Below are 19,614 nucleotides of genomic sequence, written 5' to 3'. Positions count from 1 at the left end.
TAAATAATTAAAATAAGATTAAAAATAATTGACAAAATGAAAATTCGCTGATAATATACTAGCAATCACAAAATTCTTAGAAGAAGAGAGTAGCTTATACCGAATTTCAAGCGAGATAGGGTTGCTGGGAGCCTATTATGCAAGTATAAGTGAAGCGCACTTCAGAGAAAAATTGGTGAAGTGAGTAGCCAATTTCGCCAGCAAGCGTTATTTTGTATGAGGGAATTAGTCAAGATAGCTAATTAACTTAGAGTGGTACCGCGTTCAATTCGTCTCTATATGTAAATATAGGGGCGTTTTTTATTTTGGAGGGGAATATGGAAGAGATAGCATTGCAACAGAAAGCTGAAATTTTAATTGAGAGTTTACAGTATATTAAGAAATTCCATCGTAAGATTGTCGTCATTAAATATGGGGGACATGCGATGGTTGATGAAGAGGCGAAGAAGACAATTATTCAAGATATTGCCTTGTTAAAGTATGTGGGGATGTTTCCGGTGATCGTCCACGGAGGGGGACCAGCGATTAATGAGCTTTTGCTTTTAAAGGGGATTCAAAGTGAATTTTATCAAGGTTTGCGCATTACAGACCAAGCAAGCATGGAAGTGGTGGAGATGGCTTTGACCGGGCAAATTGCACCGCAGATTACAGCGGATTTGAATGCCTTTGATGTTAAGGCAGTGTCTATTTCAGGGAAAGATGCACAAATGATGCAAGCTGACTACCTGGATGAGAAATTAGGCTTGGTTGGTAATATTACCCATATTCAACCAGATTATTTATTAAATTTACTTGCTGACGATTATGTACCGGTTGTGTCGCCGATTGCTTTCGGCCCGAATGGTCAGAGTTTGAATATCAACTCGGATGAAGCGGCATGGCAAATTGCCAAAGCGCTTAATGCCTCTAAGCTGATTCTTGTGACCGATGTGGATGGGGTGATGGCAGATCAACATGAGCCTTCAACCTTAATACCTCAAGTAGATGTTGCAAGGATTGATGAGTTAATTGAGGCAGGCATTATTCGGGGTGGTATGATTCCTAAATTACTGGCGTGTACTCAAGCCGTTCAAGGTGGCGTAGAACGTTGCCACATTATCAATGGAACGATTCAGCATGCATTAATTTTTGAGTTATTTACCGAACAAGGCATAGGAACGATGGTCAAGCAGTCACTCTAAAACATAAGGAGGTCTATCGATGGCATATATCAACCAACTCATACAAGACGCCCAGAAGTATTTGATGAATACGTATCAACCTTTACCCTTGTTGCCCAATAAAGGCATTGAGTCAAGGCTTTATACAGAAGACGGCTCAGTATATATTGATTTCTTAGCAGGCATTTCGGTGAATAATCTTGGCTATAGTAATAAACATGTCCAAAAAGCTTTGCATTCAGCCGTGGACCACTTAATCCATACGTCAAATTATTTCTATATTCCCTCTCAGGTGAAAGCTGCTCAATTACTTGTGGAGCAGTCTTTTGCAGACAAAGTATTCTTTAGTAATTCGGGGGCTGAGGCGAATGAAGGAGCATTAAAGATTGCAAGGCGTAAAGCGTATCAACAATACGGTCCCCAGAAGAATGAAGTAATTGCCTTTACGCATGCTTTTCATGGCCGAACGTTGGCTACGATGAACATGACAGATAATGCGTCTTATCGGGAGGGTTATGGCCCGCATCCTGAGGGCTTTACCTTTGTTCCCTATAATGATGTGAAGGCATTCAGCGAAAGCATAAGTGAACGGACTGCTGCGGTCATCCTTGAGCCAATTCAAGGTGAAGGGGGCGTGCATGTAGCTCACGATGATTTCATGGTTGCCTTGCGGGAATTGACCCAGCGTTTCGATGCGGCGTTAATTTTTGACGAGGTTCAAACGAGCATGGGGCGTACGGGCAAACTCTTTGCTTATGAACATTGGGGAATTGAACCGGATATTATGACCTTAGCTAAGGCCTTAGCTAATGGTGTGCCTATCGGAGCGATACTTGCTAAGAGTGACTATGCAGAAGTATTAACACCGGGCTCTCATGGAACTACCTTTGGGGGTAATCCGCTGGCAACGTCGGCGGCAGTATCTGTTATGGAAGTGATGCTAAATGAGGATATTCCAGCCCTTGCTGCTAAACGTGGCGATTATTTACGCACAGGCTTGCAGCGTCTGGCCCAAGATCAGCCTTTGATTCAAGAGATTCGCGGAAAGGGCTTATTAATTGGTGTTGAACTTAAGCAAGCTGGGGCTGCTATTGTTCAGGCCATGTTAGAGCGTGGCTTTATTATCAATTGCACCCAAGGCAATGTACTGCGCTTTCTGCCCCCGCTTATCATTAGGGAAGCTGAAATTGATGCGATGTTAGCGGCTTTAAGTGAAGTGATGGCTAAGATCTCTGGGCAGGGTAGCCACACTGAATAGGTGAATTTATCAGTATATATCGCATTATGAAGTAGGCCCACAGTGGCGATAAACTTAAGTAATCGTTAGTGAAGCGACATAAACAATTATTGGTAAGAAAGAAGGAAATCGAATGACTTTTCAAGGACGGAATTTTAATGTAATTCAAGACTTTACCCAAGCAGAGTTAAATTATTTAATTGATTTTGCGATCCATTTAAAGCAGTTGAAGCAAAAGCGTATTCCTCATCATTACTTAGAAGGGCAAACAATCGCCCTCCTCTTTGACAAAACGTCGACGAGAACACGCTCAGCTTTTACAGTAGCAGCGCAAGATTTAGGGGCCCATGCTGAGTTTATGGGGGCAGGGGATGTTCAATTTGGTAAGAAAGAGTCGGACAAAGATTCGGCAATCGTCTTTGGTTCCATGTTCGATGGCATTCAATTGCGCGTATCCAAACAAGAAACGGTAGATACCTTTTGCGAGTATGCCGGTGTCCCAATTTGGAATGGCATGACGAATGACTGGCATCCTACGCAAATGCTGGCAGACTTTATGACGATTAAAGAAGTCTATGGCAGTTTAGCAGAGCAAAGCCTTGTCTATTTAGGGGATGGACGTAATAATGTTGCCCATAGTTTAATGATTATGGGTGCTATCATGGGCGTATCTGTTACAATCGCCTCGCCCGAAGCTTTAGCTCCTGCTTCTGAAGTCCTTGCCGAAGCGCAGGTTTTGGCACAAGCCACGGGTGCAAAGATTCGCCACCTTGAAAATCCTTTGGAAGCGGTGGCAGATGCCAGTGTGCTTTATACAGACGTATGGGTTTCGATGGGTGAGGAAGCACAATTCCAGGAGCGGATTCAACAATTAATGCCTTACCAAGTTAACCAAGAACTTGTTCAACACTGTCAAAAGCCATATATCTTCTTGCACTGTTTGCCAGCTTTTCATGATAGTTCAACGCAAATTGGGGCTGAAATTAAGCATAAATATGGTTTGGAAGCGATGGAAGTGATGGATGACGTATTTGAAAGTCCCGAAGCGTATCAATTTCAGCAGGCAGAAAATCGCCTGCATACGATTAAGGCGGTGATGGCTGTAACGAATGGGAATTTATTTATTCCTGATTTAGCTTAGGGAGGCGAGTATATGATTGAAGTAGGGATTCTTGGTGCTTCAGGCTATGCTGGGAGTGAACTCGTCCGCTTGCTAGTGCAACGTGAGGATGTGCAATTGAATTTTCTCGGTGCGAATCGTCAAGCCGGCTCCGCCGTGAGTGATTTATATCCTAATATATACCAAAGACTCATCCAAGATTATGAAGTGGTAGATTTACAGGACCCAAAGACTTTCAATGGTTTGGACTTACTCTTCAGTTGCTTACCCCATGGCCAATCACAAGCAGCGGTAGCTCAGGCTTATCAAGCCGGTGTACGGGTGATTGATTTCTCGGCAGATTACCGCTTGAAATCGCCAAAGACTTATGAAGGATGGTATAACACGAAACATGCGTATCCTAAGTTATTAGCCGAGGCCGTATATGGTTTAATTGAATTACATCGTCAAGCCATTGAAAAGGCAGCGATTATTGCTAATCCGGGGTGTTTCCCAACAGCGATGTTATTGGGCCTTGCTCCTTTAACCCAAGCAGGTTTACTGGACGGGGTGCCGTCTATTATTGCCGATTGTAAATCGGGTTTATCCGGGGCGGGGCGCAATTTACAGGGTCATCTACTATTTACTGAGGTGAATGAGAATGTCAATCCATATGCAGCCGGTGTTCACCGCCATACTCCTGAAGTAGAAGAACAATTGCACCGACTTCAAGGAAGTGTCCAGACGCAAGTGAATTTTATACCACATTTGGTCCCAACCCAAAGGGGTATTCTAGCCAGTCTGTACGTTCAAGCGCAAGAGCCGATAACGGAGGATGAGCTGCGAGAAATGTACCAAACCTTCTATAAGGGAGCTAGTTTTATTCGTATTCTAAAGGAAGGGATCTATCCGCAAATGAAAGCTGTTACTGGTTCTAACTATGTGGATATTCAAGTACAAGTTAATGAGCGCACGGGCCTTATTTATATCTTTGTCGTCATTGATAACTTAATTAAAGGCGCAGCAGGACAAGCGGTTCAGAATATGAATGTTATGTTCAATCTGCCCGAAGAGACAGGACTTACGGCCATTGGTCTTCTGCCTTAGGAGGAGAAGAATGGAACAGTATTATGATTATTTAATCGAACAAAGGCGATTCTTGCATCAAATCCCGGAACTTGCTTTTCAAGAATTTAAGACGCATGCACACATTCTTAAGGAAGTGCAGTCCTTAGCTCATGCAGAGATTAGCCAACCGACCCCCACTAGTCTGGTGGTTGACTTTAAATCCGCCAAGCCTGGACTTAGAATAGGGCTTCGTGCTGATATTGATGGTTTGCCTATTCAGGAATTAGCCAGAGATCAAGGGTTTAAGTCACAACATCCGGGTCAGATGCATGCTTGTGGTCATGATGTTCACGCAGCGACCTTACTGGCTTGCTGTCGGTATTTGAGTGAGCATTTCGCTGATATTGAAGGGGAGATACGCTGTATTTTTCAACATGCGGAAGAAGTGGCACAAGGTGGTGGGAAAGCCTTAGTTGAAGCCGGGGTGTTGGATGGGTTAGATATACTTTATGCTATGCATGTAGACCCAACTTTACCATCAGGCCAGATTGATATTAAAGCTGGCGCCAATACTACGAATACTTATACTTATACTATCGAAATTGAAGGTCAAGGAGGGCACGCAGCTAAGCCACATGAGGCGAACCATCCATTAACAAGTGTCTTAGCAATTTGCCAAGGAATTCAGGCTATTGCAGCCAATCATATCCCACCTCAAGAAGTCGCCGTGATCACGAATACAGTTGTGCAAATGGGCGACTTGCAAGCGCCCAATATTATTCCCCAAATAGCTTATTTAGCTGGCAGCATTCGGACTTTTGAAGATCAGGTTACCCAGCAAGTAATTGATGCACTTGAGCTTTTGGTGAAGGGCGTGTGTCAGGCAAGGCAGATGTCGCATCAGCTAAATATTATTTATGACTGTCCATCGGTTATGAATGACCCAGAGGTAACGAACTATGTAAGAGCGTTAGCTCAAGAAGTTTTTACCCAAGAACAGGTTGTGGAGCGTCCACCATCCATGGTTGGGGAAGATTTTGCTTATATGAGTCGGAGAGTGCCGGCTTGTTTCGTCTGGTTGGGAATTTATAATGAGATCTGTGGTGCTGTGTATCCCTTGCACCATCCTAAGTTTACTGTGGATGAAGCTGCTTTAGCTAAAGGCTTGGATTTAATGTTGCGTGTTGCTTTGAATAAGGGGAGTTTTTTGAGCTGAGGGTGAATTTGTATTATACTGGATTTAGAGGTGAGGAAAATCGAAGTAAATAAAGATATTCAGCGATTTAAAGAGGCACTTATGGATAGCCAACGTATTGTATTCTTTGGTGGAGCAGGGGTCTCAACGGAAAGTGGTATCCCTGACTTTCGCTCAGCTGACGGTATATTTATGGAGGAGACGGGCTATCAGTTCAGTCCTGAGGAAGTCATTTCAAATAGTTTCTATAAGAAATATCCTGAAATTTTCTTTGAATTCTACTTTGACAAATTAGTGTACCCTGAGGCAGAACCGACGATTGGCCATACCTGGCTGAAGGAACTTGAGGATATAGGCAAAGACGTTAGCATTGTGACCCAGAATATTGATGGCCTTCATCAGAAAGCAGGGTCGCACAAGGTATATGAATTGCATGGGACAACTTTAGATAACTACTGTGAGACGTGTGGCCAGCATTATACTAATGACGCCTTACATCTGGATGAGCAGGGCATTCCGCGTTGTCCAAAAGATGGCGGAATTGTCCGGCCGAATGTCGTGTTATATGAAGAAGGTTTGAATCAGGCAACGATTGGCCAAGCCGTTGATGCGATTCGCCAAGCGGATATGTTAATCATTGCGGGAACCTCCTTGGTTGTATACCCAGCGGCTGGTCTAGTCCAATACTTCGGGGCTGAGCATTTAGTCATTGTTAACAAGACCCCACTTAAAACCCAGCACCCTCATGCGATTCATTTCGAAGATTCAATATTGAACGTCTTTCAAGCGATTGATCCAAGAGAATTAAGGTAAGCTCATAAAAACACGCCTACTAATGCTTAATTTAGCGTTAATAGGCGTGTTTATTTAATATTTCTTAAGGAGTTACGGCACTATGGTCCTGGTGATGCTACGACTGAGTTTAGTCCTGCTGCTCCGGCTTCTTGATTCGTGTTGCCTTCCGGCATTGGGCCAGCTGGATTTTGCTCACCGGGTTCATTGGTATCTCCATCTGGATTATCGTTATTTGCTTCATCCTCGTTCTCGTCTTCATTCGAATTCTGTTGATTATTTGAATTGTTTCGTTGGCGTTGACGGCTTTGCTGGCTAGCAATGACACTGTTCCAGAAACTTGCTACTTCTTCAGGTGTAGCATTGAAGAGGAAGTTTTCGGTTAGGGGTGGAGCCGGATTAGATACTTTAAAGAGATCTTCCCGGGTTGGTCCCGTTAATTCGATTGCTTGTCCATTGACAGTCGTACGTCCTGGCAAGGTACCAGTTTGCTCGAGAATCGTTTGCCTTTGTACTGAAGCAGGTTGTTCGAAGCGACGTTCAGTACCGAAAATCTCTGGTTGTTTCTCGTATAAGTCATTGACAATACGTGACCAGTATATTTGACTACGAACACTTTCTAGGCCAAAGCCGTCGTTGACATCAATCGTATAGTCATGGTAACGGCTATCATAGCCAATCCAAGAGCCAATGGTGATTTGTGGGGTGGAAGCGATAACCCAAATATCTTTGGAGTTCTCGCTGATTCCGGTTTTGGCGATCCAGTCACCGGGAACATTCATGTACTCGTTAGCCGTACGACCCGTTCCTTCGGTCATGGTGTCACGTAACATATCGACCATAAGGTAATTTGTATCTTCTGCGAAGACGCGGACTGGCTCAGCTTGATGTTGGTAGACAACATTTCCGAAAGCATCTTCGATGCGATCAATATAATACCCATCAATGTATTGGCCACCGTTCGCGAAGGTAGTAAATCCTCGGGTTTCCTCAAAGACAGTTGGCCCAGTAGTAACCCCTCCAAGCGAGAAGGCGAGATTTTGGGTGTCTTCTTCCGTATAAGAATCGACTGGGTTGAAGCCCATCTTCTCAAGGTAATCAATGACAGGCACCCCTTGTTCGAGGAGTTCTTCATAGACTCTAACAGCTGGGAGATTGTCTGAACGTAGCAGTGCCCGGCGTGCGCTCATAAATTCACCGCTGACCGCATTACCATAGTTCGTTGGTGCCCAAGTTGAACCGTCTTCATATTCTTGAACAAAGGCTGTATCAGGAATAATTGTTGCGGGTGAGATTAAATTATGCTCAATAGCAGGGCCATAGACGGCCATTGGTTTAATTGTTGAGCCTGGCGAGCGGCGCATTTGGAAGGCGTGATCGATCTGATTATTCTCATAATCTGTACCGGCTACGAAGCCTAGAACCCGTCCAGTAGGATTGTCGATAACCACCATCCCAGTTTGTACAGATTCGACGTAGTAAGTTTCTTCGCCAGTTTCAGGGTCTGTATAAACGCCATCATAGGTCACACCCAGTTCATCATTATAGGCTTGCGCTGATACCTGTAATTGGTCATAGATTGCTTGGTCAATTGTGGAGTATACGCGGTAGCCGCCCGTACGGAGCTGCTCAGCCGCTTCGAAATAGTAATCATTGTACCAGGCATCATCTTGGTAGACCTGTTCCAGTGTATAGCCATCATCGCGAATATTTAAATGCATGAGTTGTTCAATCGCACCATTCATCACGGCTTGATAGAGATAAGACTGTCGCTCTTCTTGAGGCGGTTCACTAGGTAGGAAATCGGCAGCAATATCATATTGAATCGCTTGCTCGTATTCATCCCGGCTGATGACCTGATTACGATACATCCGGTACAGCACTTCTTTCATCCGCTCGATACCCGCTTCAATATCTACAATTTCCCCATTCTGATCATAGGGGGTGTATATATAGGGGTCTTGCGGTAAGCCAACAAGGAAGGCAGCTTGATTAAGATTCACTTCATCCGGCTGCTTGCCGAAAATTCCCACGGAAGCTGCTTGAATTCCCGCAATATTCTCACCGCGATTATTGCGGCCAAATGGGGAAACATTTAAGTAAGCAGTGAGAATTTCATCTTTAGAGAAATAATTCTCTAAGCGCAAGGCCAGTAGAATTTCATTGGCTTTACGGTCAAAGGTTACCTCATTGGTGAGCATTTGTTGCTTGACTAATTGCTGGGTGAGCGTCGACCCCCCTGTTCCAGAACCTTTCAATATGTTCTCTAAGGCGGCTCGAATAATGGCTTTGGGAACCACACCCGGATGCTCATAGAAGTACTCATCTTCTGTTGCAATCAGTCCGTCGATAATATACCCTGAGATTTCGTCTAATTCTGTTACCGAGCGCACGACATCTGATTGTACATTGGCGATTGGCTCCCCGCTCGCATAATAAAGCGTACTTTGCTGTTCTAGGCGGTTAATTTGAGCTGCCATTTCCGCTTGGGATGGCGGCTCCGTATTTGAAACCAAATAAGCGAAATAGCCGATGCCAGCCCCGCCAGCAATACCACCTAATAGAATCAGAAGGAGTAATCCGTATAAGATGAAACGTCCGATAACATTCATGGATACATTAATCCCAAAGATGACTTTCTCTTTCGGTTCCAATTCATCTAAGGCATAGGGATTGTTCGCTTGCTGAGCTTGATCTCGTTTCGGTTTTTTCCTACGGAAAAAGAGTGACTTGGGTAAAATCTGCTTCTTTGACCGTCTCTTTTGGCCATGAAGTTGCTCAGCTTCATTGGTTTGCCCAGGGCTCGCTCCTAGAAGTGGAGTTCCAGCTTCAGTATTTGCATTCTCTTCACTAAATGTTTCCCCCGACTGAGGCATGATAAGACCCTTCGAGTGGGCAGGTCTTTCCTCTGAATACGGCGGAACACTTTCACTCGGCTTGTCTATCTGCTGAGTAGTTTCATTCCGGCGAGTCTCTTTAAGGCCCTCTTCCTGCGCCTGCTTAGAAGAGCCAGAAGTAGTTAAAGGCACTCGAGGCAACGGTTTCGCCTTATGTTCAAGCGCATCTTGGCCGAGTTCAGATGGTTTCGGACCCGTAACCGTCTTGCTGTGCTCTGGATTAAGCGCAGGTTTGTGAGCTTTAGCTGGGTCTGATATAGAAGCTAGGTCCTCTTGCGGTTGCTGTTTTCTAGCTTGATTTGTAGAAGTTGAGCGTGAACCTTGAGCTTTATGCAAAGGAGGACGTTCTTGAGTGGAGCCTTTCCTTGAAGGCTCATCCCAAATGACGCCTTCACTTTCAGCGCGTTTGCGTCGAAGGCGCTCTCGACTAAGCATTGCACGTGTGATTTCGGTACGCTCTCTTGACGTGCGTGGTTCCTCTTGAGAAGGATTGGTATGATTGGGAGGGGCTTGTTTTTGGTTAGCTTCTTCATTCTCAAAGGCTTCAAAAAGTTGGTTTGCTCGTCTTAGAGAGCGATCGATAATATATGTTTGATTGGGTTTATTACCGGTTGGTTTATTCGAATGAGATGAATGTGTTGAGGACTTATGCACCTGCTTTTCATTTTTATTAGAATGCTTATGGGCATCACTCAAAGAAATCCCTCTTTTCATAATTATGATTTTAAGCAGTTTCAGTATCTTTTAAGCTTTCACCGATTGCATTTAATCTAGCTTCCCATTCTTCTGTGCTCAGTTGATGCTCTTCAACATAGCGATTTCGTGGGTGCTTACGACATTCAGCGGAACAGCCGCGTAAGTATTTATGTTCATTCTCTTCTGAACAGAGAATTTGTTGATTACAGAAGGGGTTACCACAGTTTACATATCGTTCACATGGTGTCCCGTCGAAATAATCCTTACCGACGATACTTGGGTCAACATGGTTAATCGGCACCGCAATCCGTTCATCAAAGACATACATCTTTCCTTCCCATAAATCCCCTTGAACTTCAGGGTCTTTACCATAGGTATCGATTCCGCCGTGAAGTTGTCCAACAGACTCACCGATACCTTCACGAACCATCCAACCGGAGAATTTCTCGCAACGGATACCACCAGTACAGTAGACAACTACTTTCTTGTCCATGAACTGTTCTTTATTGTCAATCACCCATTGAGGTAGTTCGCGGAAATTGCGAATATCTGGGCGGATGGCCCCTTTGAAATGACCTAAATCATATTCGTAATCATTGCGTGTGTCTAGGACAATCGTATCTTCGTCTAATAAAGCGTCCCGGAACTGGGTAGGTTCAAGGTATTCGCCAGTCGTTTCCAAAGGATCGATATCGTCACTTAAATTTAACGCAACAATTTCTTCTCTTGGACGTACATACATTTTCTTATGGGCATAGTCATCTGCTTCATCCATTTTGAACCAGACATCTTCAAAGCCTTCTAATTGGTGAACATAGGCCATATATTGATCGGTCTGTTCAATCGTTCCTGAAACGGTGCCGTTAATTCCTTCGGAACCAACGAGTACCCGGCCTTTTAAGCCGATTGATTTACAGAAAGCTAAATGCTCTTTGGTAAATTGTTCTGGATCTTCAATCGCTTGATACTTGTAATAAAGCAGAACGCGGTATTTTTTCGGCATAATAATTCCTCCTTGTAGTTGCAAGCTACATTCCATTCTAAGTCCTTATTATACTCAAAAGCTTGGCTTCTAACAACTCATGAGGCAGATTTCATCGTTTCTTAATAGTATCCAGAATGATTTGAAGATATCGTGAAATTTATGTAAATATGTTAAACTAAGGATACGAACTATATAAAGGGGGGATACATATGTTTGGCAGAACGCTAATTATTGCCAATCCTGTTGCTGGTAAAGGAGAAGGGCAGGAATACGCACAAGCCTTACGTACTGTACTCGAAGAAACCTACCAGAATGAGTGTACAATCAAAGTGACCGAAGGGGACGATGATGCCTTCGAATGGAGCAAGCAGGCGATAGATGAAGGGTTTGAAAGTGTGCTATGCTTAGGGGGCGACGGGACGGTTTCCCAAACGGTTGCGGGTCTTTTGCAGAATAAAGAGAGACCGCGCTTTGCTTTTATCCCTTTAGGGACTGTGAACGATTTAGCGCGAGCTTTAGGTTATTCCATGAATCCGCAAAAAGCGATTGAACGCATGAAGGATGTGGAAATTGATACCTTAGACATCGGACAAATTAATGACCAGTATTTTATTAATGTTGTTGCGGTGGGACCTATTCCAGAATCGGTGATGCAGACAGACTCCGATGATAAAAATCGCCTCGGTGCTTTTGCTTATGTGATAGATGGTTTTACAGCTTTCTTCTCTGAGAAAGGGTATGATTTACATATCGTAGATGCCGATGGTGTTGAAACTGACATCGTCAGCAACTTACTGCTCATTGGTTTGACGAATAGTATCGGTGGGATTGAAATTATGAATCCAGAAGCCAAATATAATGATGGCTTAATGTACTTAGCGGCTATTCGCGGCCATAACCCGATGGACACGATTCGCGGTGTACTAGAAGGGGGGATCTTTGAAACGGATAAGGAGCGGCTTTTACTGATGGAAAGCAGCCAATTCCAGATCACAACCCAAGAAAGCCAAGATGTACCAACCAATGTGGACGGTGATCCAGGGCCGGCTTTACCTTTAGATTTACAGGTCTTACATCAAGCGCTTGAAATATATGTCCCTCGTAATCGTAGACGAATTCTAGGGTAAGCGGCGAGGTTATTTTAAGAACTTCTTTTTTGAGTATGATATAATAGGAATTAGGACGTTGTGTTAACTAAAAGAAAGAGGGAAAAGCGTGGCCAAATCAAAAGTAACGGAACAAGAGCGTGGACTCATTGAGAAAGAGTTGCGTCGAGGTACCAGCAAGTCACGTATTGCTACTTTGTTAGACGTTGAGTATGAAGACGCACTAGAGATGATTGATTCAGTGAAGTCATCAGTTCGCCCGGAAGTCGGTCAACAAATTACATTTAAATTTCGTGACTGCAATATGACTGGGATTATCACGAAATTATTGACCAATAGTGCAGTGGTTGAAATTTACTGGGATGAGTCGGATGAAATGATGCGGGGAATTTGCGAGGATCGAACGATTGTGAACTTTAAAGATATCGAAAGTTTTGTAAGTTTACCGCCTCAGGAAGAGGATGAGTATGTGGTGATTGATCCGCAACCGATTGTTTCAGATATTTCAGATTTCGATGCGATAGACGAATAAATAAAAGACCTTTGAGCGTGCTGAACTGCCCCCTGTCTACTTGACAGAGGGCAGTTCATGTATGCCCAAAGGTCTTTTATTCTTAAGGGTATCTATGGCAAGCTTATTGCATTTAAATCACTGCTTTAATATCGTGTGAGTTGACTCATCTCAATTAAAGCTCGAGTTAAATAAGGAGCTGTCTCTTGGGTGTTGTCTTGATTAAATAGCCGGAAGATATCTTTAAGCCACGTCTTAGGGTTGGGTATTGCTAGCTCAAGAAAAGGATAAAGAATCTGGGCTTGTAATTCCCACTGTAAGAGCAAATCCTCTGCCAAATGCGGATCTTGTGAGGCTGTATATTCAAGAATATCTGCTTTAACGGCTTGGTAGGTATCGGTGTCTTGATAAGCTTTAAGAGAGGCGGTGGCCACCTTATGCGTCTCATCGAACCAACAGTATTCTTCAAATTGTGTAGCCACTTGATCTTTAAGCAGGTGATGTAGGATTTGGGTCTTGAAATAATTCGGAATGTCTGAGCGCTCAACGATGCAGCGGTAGAACAGCTCCACTTCGTTAAAAGATAACTGGAAACTCACTTCGATGAAGTTCAGAAGTGATTGTTGTTCGGTGGGTAGATATTCTACGCGCATGAGGGATGTGATTAAATCCTGCATGCTATCTTCATTGGAAATGGCTGCTAATTTCGAAAGGAATACTTGTTGTTTTTTCAAATGTTGGATTTGTGAATCGATGGAACGAGTATCTAAGTTTCGCTTTTGCATGGCGTCCTTGGCGTCGTAAAGTGCAAGGAGGCGAGCGTCACCAGAAAGAGTATGGTTTAAGACCAAGATATATTGCTGGGAAAGTATGGGATTCTGCCAGATTTCATCGAAACTAGGGTTGTATGAGGCCCAGAATTGCTTTAATTCCTCATACTGTTCTGTCATAATATAAGCATCGACTAAATCGGCTAAGACCGTTGCGTCAGGGGAAAGGTGAAAGCTTTCTTTTAAGAGCGGAATCGCCTGTTTATAGTCTTGCTTTTCTAGATAATTCCTGGCTTTGCGGTAGTAGTTTTCATCGTTGGTAGGCATTTCTAGAATATCGCTCATGATAAAACCTCCTTAGTGTAGAAAGTAGGATGCGTATGCTTAAAGTCTATACAGATGGCGCCTTTGATCCCCAAACAAAGCAAGCGGGGATTGGGATTCAAGTAATCGCTGATAAAGAGCAGACATCATACAAATATTATATTGCGCATGCGTTTGATAATCATGTTATCGAATTTATGGCCCTTCGACAAGCGTTAACCCTTCTGGCTAAGCAACCCAAAGAAACCTTGCTAATCTATTCGGATAGTAAGGTGCTTGTCGACTCGATTGAGAAAGCTTATGTTAAATCTTCAGTCTATCGAGTTCATCTCACAGAAATTCTTGCGGAATTGGAGGAATACCCCTTATATTTCGTCAATTGGCTCGCAGATGGCCAGAATCGAGGCGCTGATCAATTAGCCCGGCAAGCCTTAAGGCGACAGGGGCAATATGAGATTTTATCTGATTTCTGATTGAAAGACCCCCACAAATTGCTGTTTGTGGGGGTAACTGGACTAAACGCTATTGCTTGCTCCAGAATTGGTAGTAGTTTACTTTAATCGCACCGTTATAGAGTTTGCGCTTCTTGGTTGCTTTGGCACCGTAATAGGTTTCGAAGTTGTCATCACTGGAGAGGATATACTTGCTCCACGTTGGCATAGCTTCGTAAATTTCGCCCATCTGGCGGTAAATTTCGTGAACGGCTTCTTCTGATAACATCCGGTCACCGTAGGGTGGGTTAGAAATGAGAATGCCGTATTCTTTCGAAGGGGTATAATCTGCCAATTGCATTTGTTTGAAGGTAATACTGTCCGCCACACCGGCTTTCGCTGCATTTTCTTGGGCGATTTCAATCATGCGGTGGTCAATATCCGTCCCTAGAATATCTAATTGGATATCCGACTTAATCGCTTCGCGTGCTTCTTGGCGGAGTATGTCCCAGTTTTCTGGTTCGAAGAAGCGCCATGCTTCAGCAACAAAGGAACGCTGTAAGCCTGGGGCGATATTGTGCCCCATGAGGGCAGCTTCAATAAGAATTGTACCTGAGCCACAAGTTGGATCATATAGGGGACGGTCAGGATGCCAGGTTGTTAGCATGACTAAGGCCGCGGCCATATTCTCCTTGAGTGGAGCCTGTCCTTTATGTTCTCGGTAGCCTCGTTTGAATAAACTGGAACCGGATGTATCTAGCGTGAGTTCAACTTTATTCTTGCGGATGGCGACTTCTATCGGGTAAGTAGCGCCAATTTCAGGCATGCGTCCAGGGCGATGGTAGTAATCCATGAGACGTTTACTGATGGCTTTCTTGACAATACTTTGGACGCTGGGGACGTGATGAAGCTGTGATTTAATCGATCGCCCACTCACGGGGAAGGCTCCATCCATCGGGATGAAATTTTCCCAAGGTAAAGTGTAAGTTTGGTCGAAGAGTTGTTCGAATGTCTTGGCGTGAAATTCGCCAACGATGAGTTTCACTCGGTCAGCGGTTCTCAGCCAGAGATTGGTATAAGCAATATCGCGTGCATTGCCTTTAAAGTATACACGTCCATTGTCTGCTTGTGTTTCATAGCCTAGTGCCTTGAGTTCACGGTTGACTAGGCCTTCAATCCCAGCAGCAGCTGTTGCAACTAATTGATATTCAGTCATAAATCCTCCTAAATTTATTATCTATTGTTTAAAAGCTTTCTTGAAAAGCCAGTGTTATAAGACCGCTCCTTATAAATTGGAAAGTGGGGGTACTTTTATTCGTAAAAAAAGACTCTGCCTAAACAGAGTCTATACCTATAAATAGTAAACTTCGATAAGCCATGTTCTGTCATGCGGTTACTTATAGGTCAAATATCCGCATGGGTAACCATCTATCTACACTATGTGTCCTCTTCCATCTGTTGAATTCCATAGGAAAGGTGCCCCGACCAAAGTTTGGGTTGCTCGCTCGAGGGGTTTACCAACGTTCCACACTTTGAGTTTCCTCAAAGTATCGTCTCTGTGGCACTTTAAGAAGTACTTGGCCATAGTTCAACCGTAGGCCGTTTCTTCGCCGTTAATATTGCTATTACCTTAGCTTATTGTTTCGCTAAGCACGAACACTACAGGCATCTCAGCCTGTGCGAGCATGGACTTTCCTCAGCTGGTAACCAGCCGCGATTACCTGAAGTTTACTGTAAGCTATTATGTTTAAAAGCGGGTTGATTGAGAGTAATCGATGGTATTATCGGTTTGCTCAATCTTAGAACCGAAGACGTGTTTCTCCAAGTTGGATAGTCGCTTAAGAATATCAAAGTTCGTCACACCGCTACCAGGCGTGCCGGTGGATGTATTCTTCTTCGTCAAGGCTAGTTGCTTGGTAAGTTCATCTACTTTGCTGATTAAGCGTTCATTCTCATTCTTTAAGTAGACAACGTCTTTCTGGTAAGAATCGTAGTCGCGAATAATGCTGTCTAAGTATTCATCTACTTCTGCTGTGTTATAACCTCGCATGGATTTGGTAAATTCTTTTTGCAAAATATCTTTTGCTGTTAAGTTCTTCTCAGCCATTTCATCACCTCATATTTTAGCTATTTTTCTTAGCAGTTCATGTACTAGTGTACTATTTATTTCGGCAAAGTTCAAAAACTAATTTATACAATAGCCTAATAGTACTTCATATTATACCATGAATCAAGCAGAATCTTCAGTTGGTTTCTAAGGATTTGATGGGAAGCGTGTCTCCTGAAGTTTCGAATTGAAAAAAACAGGCAAATCATCCATAATAGGAGAAAAGTAGGTGAATGCATGGAAATCACAAATTTACTCGAGGTACTTCATACCTTGCTGGAAGAGTCAAATTTTCACTGTGAATGGTATTTGGACTGGAGCGAGCGTGATGATTATATACGGATAAACTTTCAGTGGAAGCTTCCCAATGAGCGTAATATTCCTGTTACTGACGGGGGAGAGCGGACGGTGAGCGATTCGTCTATTCCGTTTGAGACATCTGTTATCTTTTATAATCGTGAAATTATGGAGCCAAGTGAGGAGCGCTATTTAAAGACAATACCTGTGGATTCCTATACAGGCATTCCATTTGGTGAGGTGGTGGCGATTATTCGCTATTTGAAACGGATTACGAGTTCGATGCGCTTACGCTGGCGGAACTTCCTTGAAGATGATCAACAAGTCGGCTTAAGTTTAGAATGGAATGAAGTAGAGTTTCAAGAAATGCGTTCAGTTCTTATTGAACGCCACCGTTATAGTGAGACGAGTGTATTTATGCCTTTTCGCAGATTTTAAGGAGGGTCAAATGACAGAAGAGATTCAATGGACCAAAGTGATAGTTGCTACGTCAAGTCTTGAACCGATTGTATTGGATCAAATAAGCGATATTTTGTTTGAGTTGGGAGCCCAAGGGACTCAGGTCAATTACGCTCAAGGTTACTTAGAGAATCGTCCTAATTTATTCGGGGAAGTTGCTGAGCCTTTGTCTCAAGCTTACTTGGAGCATCCTACAGAGATTACTGGCTATTTCCCTGAGCAGCCTGACATAGCTCAAATAGAAGCTGTGTTTACTCAGATGCTTCCAGAGATAGCTGTAAGCATTCGTGCAGAAACTGTCCCCAATGAAAATTGGCAAGCAAACTGGATGGAGTATTATGAGCCTGAAGCAATTAGTCGCTATTTGACAATTGTCCCGGTATGGCAAGGCTATCAAGCAAGATCTGAAGAGCGGTTAGTGCGCTTGGATCCAGGTATTGCTTTCGGAACAGGTAATCATCCAACGACCCAGTTGAGTGCACAAGCCTTAGAAATCGTCATGCGAGGGGGCGAGCGTGTTCTAGATGTGGGAACAGGTTCCGGGATTTTATCTTTTGTCGCAGGGATTTTCGGTGCAGTTCAAGTAGTAGGCTTTGACCTTGATCCGCAAGCCATTGAAGCAGCCAACAAAAATTTGGCCTTACAATCTGATGAAGTGCTCCAAGAGATGATCGCAGCCGAAAAGATAAGCTTCACTGTGAATGATTTGCTCCAAGGGGTAGATACCCCCGCAGATGTTATTGTTGCCAATATCGTCCCGAATATTCTCATTCATTTATTTGAAGATGCTGGGAAACTACTAACGAAAGATGGCTACTTAATTATCGGTGGCATCCTTATTGAGAAGGAAGCCTTCATTCTGGAAGCCCTCCAAGCGCATCCTTTCGAAGTAGTCCAAAGGCATTATTTAGGTGAATGGGTAGGGATTATTCTCCGGAAAGTCGAGGAGGACACTTAATGCAACAATACTTTATTGAACAAGTTGGTCAGCTGGGGGCTTATGTAGAATTGGCCAAGGATGATGCCCATCATTTACTTCGCGTCATGCGGGCCAAGGTAGGCGAGGAAGTGACCTTAGTTGATTCAAAGCAGCAAGTTTTCCGTGCTAAGCTTAACCAAATTGAGGGCAAAATAGCCACTCTGCAATTGATAGAACAAATAGAGGGCCAGTCTACTGAACTATCGGTTCAAGTAACAATTGCCACCGGTCTATCCAAGCATGACAAACTGGACTGGGTGGTTCAGAAAGGAACGGAGCTCGGCATGTTTGCCTTTATGCCCATTACCCTGCAAAGAGATGTTGTAAAGTGGACTGGCCAGAAGATAAGCCAACGCCAAGAACGCCTTCAGAAAATTGCCAAAGAGGCAGCCGAACAAAGCCATCGCCAACGTATTCCTCAAGTTCATCTCTTGCACTCTTTTAAGGAAGTCCTTGCAGCTAGTGCAGCCTATACTCATTGTCTTGTAGCTTATGAAGAGGTTGCGAAAGCCGGTCAACATGAGTATCTCAATCAGGCCTTGCATAATTTTACGTCTGGGGATTCGGTACTCTGCGTCTTTGGCTCAGAAGGTGGGTTAACCGAGGACGAAGTAAGCCAATTAAAAGAGCATGGCTTTGAGACCATTACCTTAGGTCCGCGGATTTTACGGACAGAAACAGCGCCCCTATATTTACTTAGTTGTATATCTTTTGTAACAGAAATGACAGGAAAGAAGGATGCCTAATGAAATTAGCGAAATACATCGACCATACCTTACTCAAGCCCGAAGCAACAGAAGCAATGGTCACAGAATTATGCCTGGAAGCTAGGGAATATGATTTTATGTCTGTTTGTATTAATCCCACTTGGGTAAAGCTAGCCAAGGAATTACTTGAAGAGAGCACCGTTAAAGTGTGTACGGTGATTGGTTTTCCATTGGGAGCGAATACGAGCGCGGTGAAAGCTGATGAGACTCACCAAGCTATCCAAGACGGTGCCCAGGAAGTGGATATGGTCATTAATATTGGCGAAGCAAAGGCGGGCAACTGGGACGCAGTCCAAGCAGATATCCAAGCGGTAGTGGACGCTGCCGGTGAGGACGCATTAGTGAAAGTAATCATTGAAACGTGCTTACTCACCGATGACGAGAAAGTCCAAGCCTGCCAAGCAGCCCAAGCGGCGGGTGCCGATTATGTAAAGACCTCAACCGGCTTTTCAACAGGCGGAGCCACCGTTGAAGATGTTGCTCTCATGCGCCAAACCGTCGGCCCCGATATGGGGGTTAAAGCCAGTGGCGGTGTCTCTAATGCCAAAGAAGCCCTGGCAATGATTGAAGCTGGAGCTACCCGGATTGGAGCTTCCAAAGGGATTCAAATTGTGTCAGAAGAATAATCGTTGAGAGGTTGTAAGATAAGTCCTCAAAAAGACCCAGAATTTTACTTGTACTGCCCCCCTAAAGTTAGATTTCTTGGTCCAACTTTAGGGGGCAGTACACGATAT

Annotated in this window: 18 protein-coding genes, 1 other RNA gene and 1 other annotated feature; of the genes, 13 read left to right on the top strand and 6 right to left on the bottom strand. The window is 43.9% G+C overall.

Annotated features, from left to right (window positions below; genetic code table 11):
* Positions 1-68 precede the first annotated feature (68 nt).
* Positions 69-280: a binding site (T-box leader), on the top strand.
* A 37-nt stretch (positions 281-317) separates the two neighbouring features.
* The 6 genes from argB to CL176_RS08065 all read left to right on the top strand — a co-directional run bounded on the left by argB (position 318) and on the right by CL176_RS08065 (position 6,572).
* Complete coding sequence (argB, locus tag CL176_RS08090) at positions 318-1,181, top strand: acetylglutamate kinase (protein WP_118990851.1); 864 nt, start codon at positions 318-320, stop codon at positions 1,179-1,181.
* 19 nt (positions 1,182-1,200) lie between these two features.
* Complete coding sequence (locus CL176_RS08085) at positions 1,201-2,418, top strand: aspartate aminotransferase family protein (RefSeq protein ID WP_118990850.1); 1,218 nt, start codon at positions 1,201-1,203, stop codon at positions 2,416-2,418.
* Between the two features lie 112 nt (positions 2,419-2,530).
* The gene (argF, locus tag CL176_RS08080; protein WP_118990849.1) at positions 2,531-3,538 is read left to right on the top strand and encodes an ornithine carbamoyltransferase; all 1,008 of its coding nucleotides are present in this window, start codon (positions 2,531-2,533) and stop codon (positions 3,536-3,538) included.
* 12 nt (positions 3,539-3,550) lie between these two features.
* On the top strand, positions 3,551-4,603 hold the full coding sequence (gene argC, locus CL176_RS08075; RefSeq protein ID WP_118990848.1) for an N-acetyl-gamma-glutamyl-phosphate reductase: 1,053 nt from the start codon (positions 3,551-3,553) through the stop codon (positions 4,601-4,603).
* A 10-nt stretch (positions 4,604-4,613) separates the two neighbouring features.
* Positions 4,614-5,780: a M20 metallopeptidase family protein gene (locus CL176_RS08070; RefSeq protein ID WP_162890898.1), complete on the top strand. Its 1,167-nt coding sequence runs from the start codon at positions 4,614-4,616 to the stop codon at positions 5,778-5,780.
* A 30-nt stretch (positions 5,781-5,810) separates the two neighbouring features.
* Entirely contained in the window at positions 5,811-6,572 is a 762-nt protein-coding gene (locus CL176_RS08065; protein ID WP_276100945.1) for an NAD-dependent protein deacylase, read from the top strand.
* An 80-nt stretch (positions 6,573-6,652) separates the two neighbouring features.
* Here CL176_RS08065 and CL176_RS08060 read toward each other — a convergent pair whose 3' ends face one another.
* Together CL176_RS08060 and trhO are read right to left on the bottom strand one after the other, a co-directional pair.
* The gene (locus CL176_RS08060) at positions 6,653-10,144 is read right to left on the bottom strand and encodes a transglycosylase domain-containing protein (RefSeq protein ID WP_240430434.1); all 3,492 of its coding nucleotides are present in this window, start codon (positions 10,142-10,144) and stop codon (positions 6,653-6,655) included.
* A 28-nt stretch (positions 10,145-10,172) separates the two neighbouring features.
* Positions 10,173-11,147, bottom strand: coding sequence for an oxygen-dependent tRNA uridine(34) hydroxylase TrhO (gene trhO / locus CL176_RS08055; protein WP_118990845.1), 975 nt, complete (start codon positions 11,145-11,147; stop codon positions 10,173-10,175).
* 191 nt (positions 11,148-11,338) lie between these two features.
* Here trhO and CL176_RS08050 point away from each other — a divergent pair, with 191 nt between their 5' ends.
* Together CL176_RS08050 and CL176_RS08045 are read left to right on the top strand one after the other, a co-directional pair.
* Positions 11,339-12,256 (top strand): diacylglycerol/lipid kinase family protein, encoded by a 918-nt coding sequence (locus CL176_RS08050; RefSeq protein WP_118990844.1) that lies wholly within the window; start codon positions 11,339-11,341, stop codon positions 12,254-12,256.
* A gap of 88 nt (positions 12,257-12,344) precedes the next feature.
* Positions 12,345-12,767 carry a DUF2187 family protein gene (locus CL176_RS08045; RefSeq protein ID WP_118990843.1) on the top strand — a complete coding sequence of 141 codons (423 nt, stop codon included), beginning with the start codon at positions 12,345-12,347 and terminating at the stop codon, positions 12,765-12,767.
* Positions 12,768-12,892: 125 nt separating this feature from the next.
* Here CL176_RS08045 and CL176_RS08040 read toward each other — a convergent pair whose 3' ends face one another.
* On the bottom strand, positions 12,893-13,861 hold the full coding sequence (locus CL176_RS08040) for a tetratricopeptide repeat protein (protein WP_118990842.1): 969 nt from the start codon (positions 13,859-13,861) through the stop codon (positions 12,893-12,895).
* Between the two features lie 35 nt (positions 13,862-13,896).
* Here CL176_RS08040 and CL176_RS08035 point away from each other — a divergent pair, with 35 nt between their 5' ends.
* Entirely contained in the window at positions 13,897-14,313 is a 417-nt protein-coding gene (locus tag CL176_RS08035) for a ribonuclease HI family protein (RefSeq protein WP_162890897.1), read from the top strand.
* Between the two features lie 49 nt (positions 14,314-14,362).
* Here CL176_RS08035 and CL176_RS08030 read toward each other — a convergent pair whose 3' ends face one another.
* From CL176_RS08030 to gpsB, 3 genes are all read right to left on the bottom strand, one after another.
* A complete protein-coding gene (locus CL176_RS08030; protein WP_118990840.1) occupies positions 14,363-15,487 on the bottom strand; it encodes a THUMP domain-containing class I SAM-dependent RNA methyltransferase in 1,125 nt (374 codons plus the stop codon).
* A gap of 150 nt (positions 15,488-15,637) precedes the next feature.
* Positions 15,638-16,000: RNase P RNA component class B (gene rnpB, locus CL176_RS08025), an RNA gene on the bottom strand.
* A gap of 18 nt (positions 16,001-16,018) precedes the next feature.
* Positions 16,019-16,378, bottom strand: coding sequence for a cell division regulator GpsB (gene gpsB / locus CL176_RS08020; RefSeq protein ID WP_118990839.1), 360 nt, complete (start codon positions 16,376-16,378; stop codon positions 16,019-16,021).
* 237 nt (positions 16,379-16,615) lie between these two features.
* Between gpsB and CL176_RS08015 the strand changes: the two genes are divergently transcribed.
* From CL176_RS08015 to deoC, 4 genes are read left to right on the top strand one after another with little or no spacing between them, the layout of a single operon-like run.
* Positions 16,616-17,113, top strand: a complete 498-nt coding sequence (locus CL176_RS08015; RefSeq protein WP_118990838.1) for a DUF3013 family protein — start codon at positions 16,616-16,618, stop codon at positions 17,111-17,113.
* A gap of 10 nt (positions 17,114-17,123) precedes the next feature.
* Complete coding sequence (gene prmA, locus CL176_RS08010) at positions 17,124-18,092, top strand: 50S ribosomal protein L11 methyltransferase (protein WP_118990837.1); 969 nt, start codon at positions 17,124-17,126, stop codon at positions 18,090-18,092.
* Complete coding sequence (locus CL176_RS08005; protein WP_162890896.1) at positions 18,092-18,859, top strand: 16S rRNA (uracil(1498)-N(3))-methyltransferase; 768 nt, start codon at positions 18,092-18,094, stop codon at positions 18,857-18,859. Before prmA ends, CL176_RS08005 begins: the two co-directional genes overlap by 1 nt.
* Entirely contained in the window at positions 18,859-19,506 is a 648-nt protein-coding gene (gene deoC, locus CL176_RS08000) for a deoxyribose-phosphate aldolase (protein WP_118990835.1), read from the top strand. Before CL176_RS08005 ends, deoC begins: the two co-directional genes overlap by 1 nt.
* The last annotated feature ends 108 nt before the right edge of the window (positions 19,507-19,614 follow it).

The sequence above is a fragment of the Suicoccus acidiformans genome, assembly GCF_003546865.1.
Taxonomy (GTDB): Bacteria; Bacillota; Bacilli; order Lactobacillales; family Aerococcaceae; genus Suicoccus; species Suicoccus acidiformans.
This window is presented reverse-complemented; position numbering and strand designations above follow the sequence as displayed.

Excerpts from the sequence above, each read along its gene's own strand:
- argB (WP_118990851.1), top strand. The coding sequence starts at position 318 with ATGGAAGAGATAGCATTGCAACAGAAAGCTGAAATTTTAATTGAGAGT.
- gpsB (WP_118990839.1), bottom strand. The coding sequence starts at position 16,378 with ATGGCTGAGAAGAACTTAACAGCAAAAGATATTTTGCAAAAAGAATTT.
- prmA (WP_118990837.1), top strand. The coding sequence starts at position 17,124 with ATGACAGAAGAGATTCAATGGACCAAAGTGATAGTTGCTACGTCAAGT.
- trhO (WP_118990845.1), bottom strand. The coding sequence starts at position 11,147 with ATGCCGAAAAAATACCGCGTTCTGCTTTATTACAAGTATCAAGCGATT.
- CL176_RS08050 (WP_118990844.1), top strand. The coding sequence starts at position 11,339 with ATGTTTGGCAGAACGCTAATTATTGCCAATCCTGTTGCTGGTAAAGGA.
- CL176_RS08030 (WP_118990840.1), bottom strand. The coding sequence starts at position 15,487 with ATGACTGAATATCAATTAGTTGCAACAGCTGCTGCTGGGATTGAAGGC.
- argC (WP_118990848.1), top strand. The coding sequence starts at position 3,551 with ATGATTGAAGTAGGGATTCTTGGTGCTTCAGGCTATGCTGGGAGTGAA.
- CL176_RS08015 (WP_118990838.1), top strand. The coding sequence starts at position 16,616 with ATGGAAATCACAAATTTACTCGAGGTACTTCATACCTTGCTGGAAGAG.
- CL176_RS08005 (WP_162890896.1), top strand. The coding sequence starts at position 18,092 with ATGCAACAATACTTTATTGAACAAGTTGGTCAGCTGGGGGCTTATGTA.
- CL176_RS08085 (WP_118990850.1), top strand. The coding sequence starts at position 1,201 with ATGGCATATATCAACCAACTCATACAAGACGCCCAGAAGTATTTGATG.
- argF (WP_118990849.1), top strand. The coding sequence starts at position 2,531 with ATGACTTTTCAAGGACGGAATTTTAATGTAATTCAAGACTTTACCCAA.
- CL176_RS08070 (WP_162890898.1), top strand. The coding sequence starts at position 4,614 with ATGGAACAGTATTATGATTATTTAATCGAACAAAGGCGATTCTTGCAT.
- CL176_RS08040 (WP_118990842.1), bottom strand. The coding sequence starts at position 13,861 with ATGAGCGATATTCTAGAAATGCCTACCAACGATGAAAACTACTACCGC.
- CL176_RS08035 (WP_162890897.1), top strand. The coding sequence starts at position 13,897 with ATGCTTAAAGTCTATACAGATGGCGCCTTTGATCCCCAAACAAAGCAA.
- deoC (WP_118990835.1), top strand. The coding sequence starts at position 18,859 with ATGAAATTAGCGAAATACATCGACCATACCTTACTCAAGCCCGAAGCA.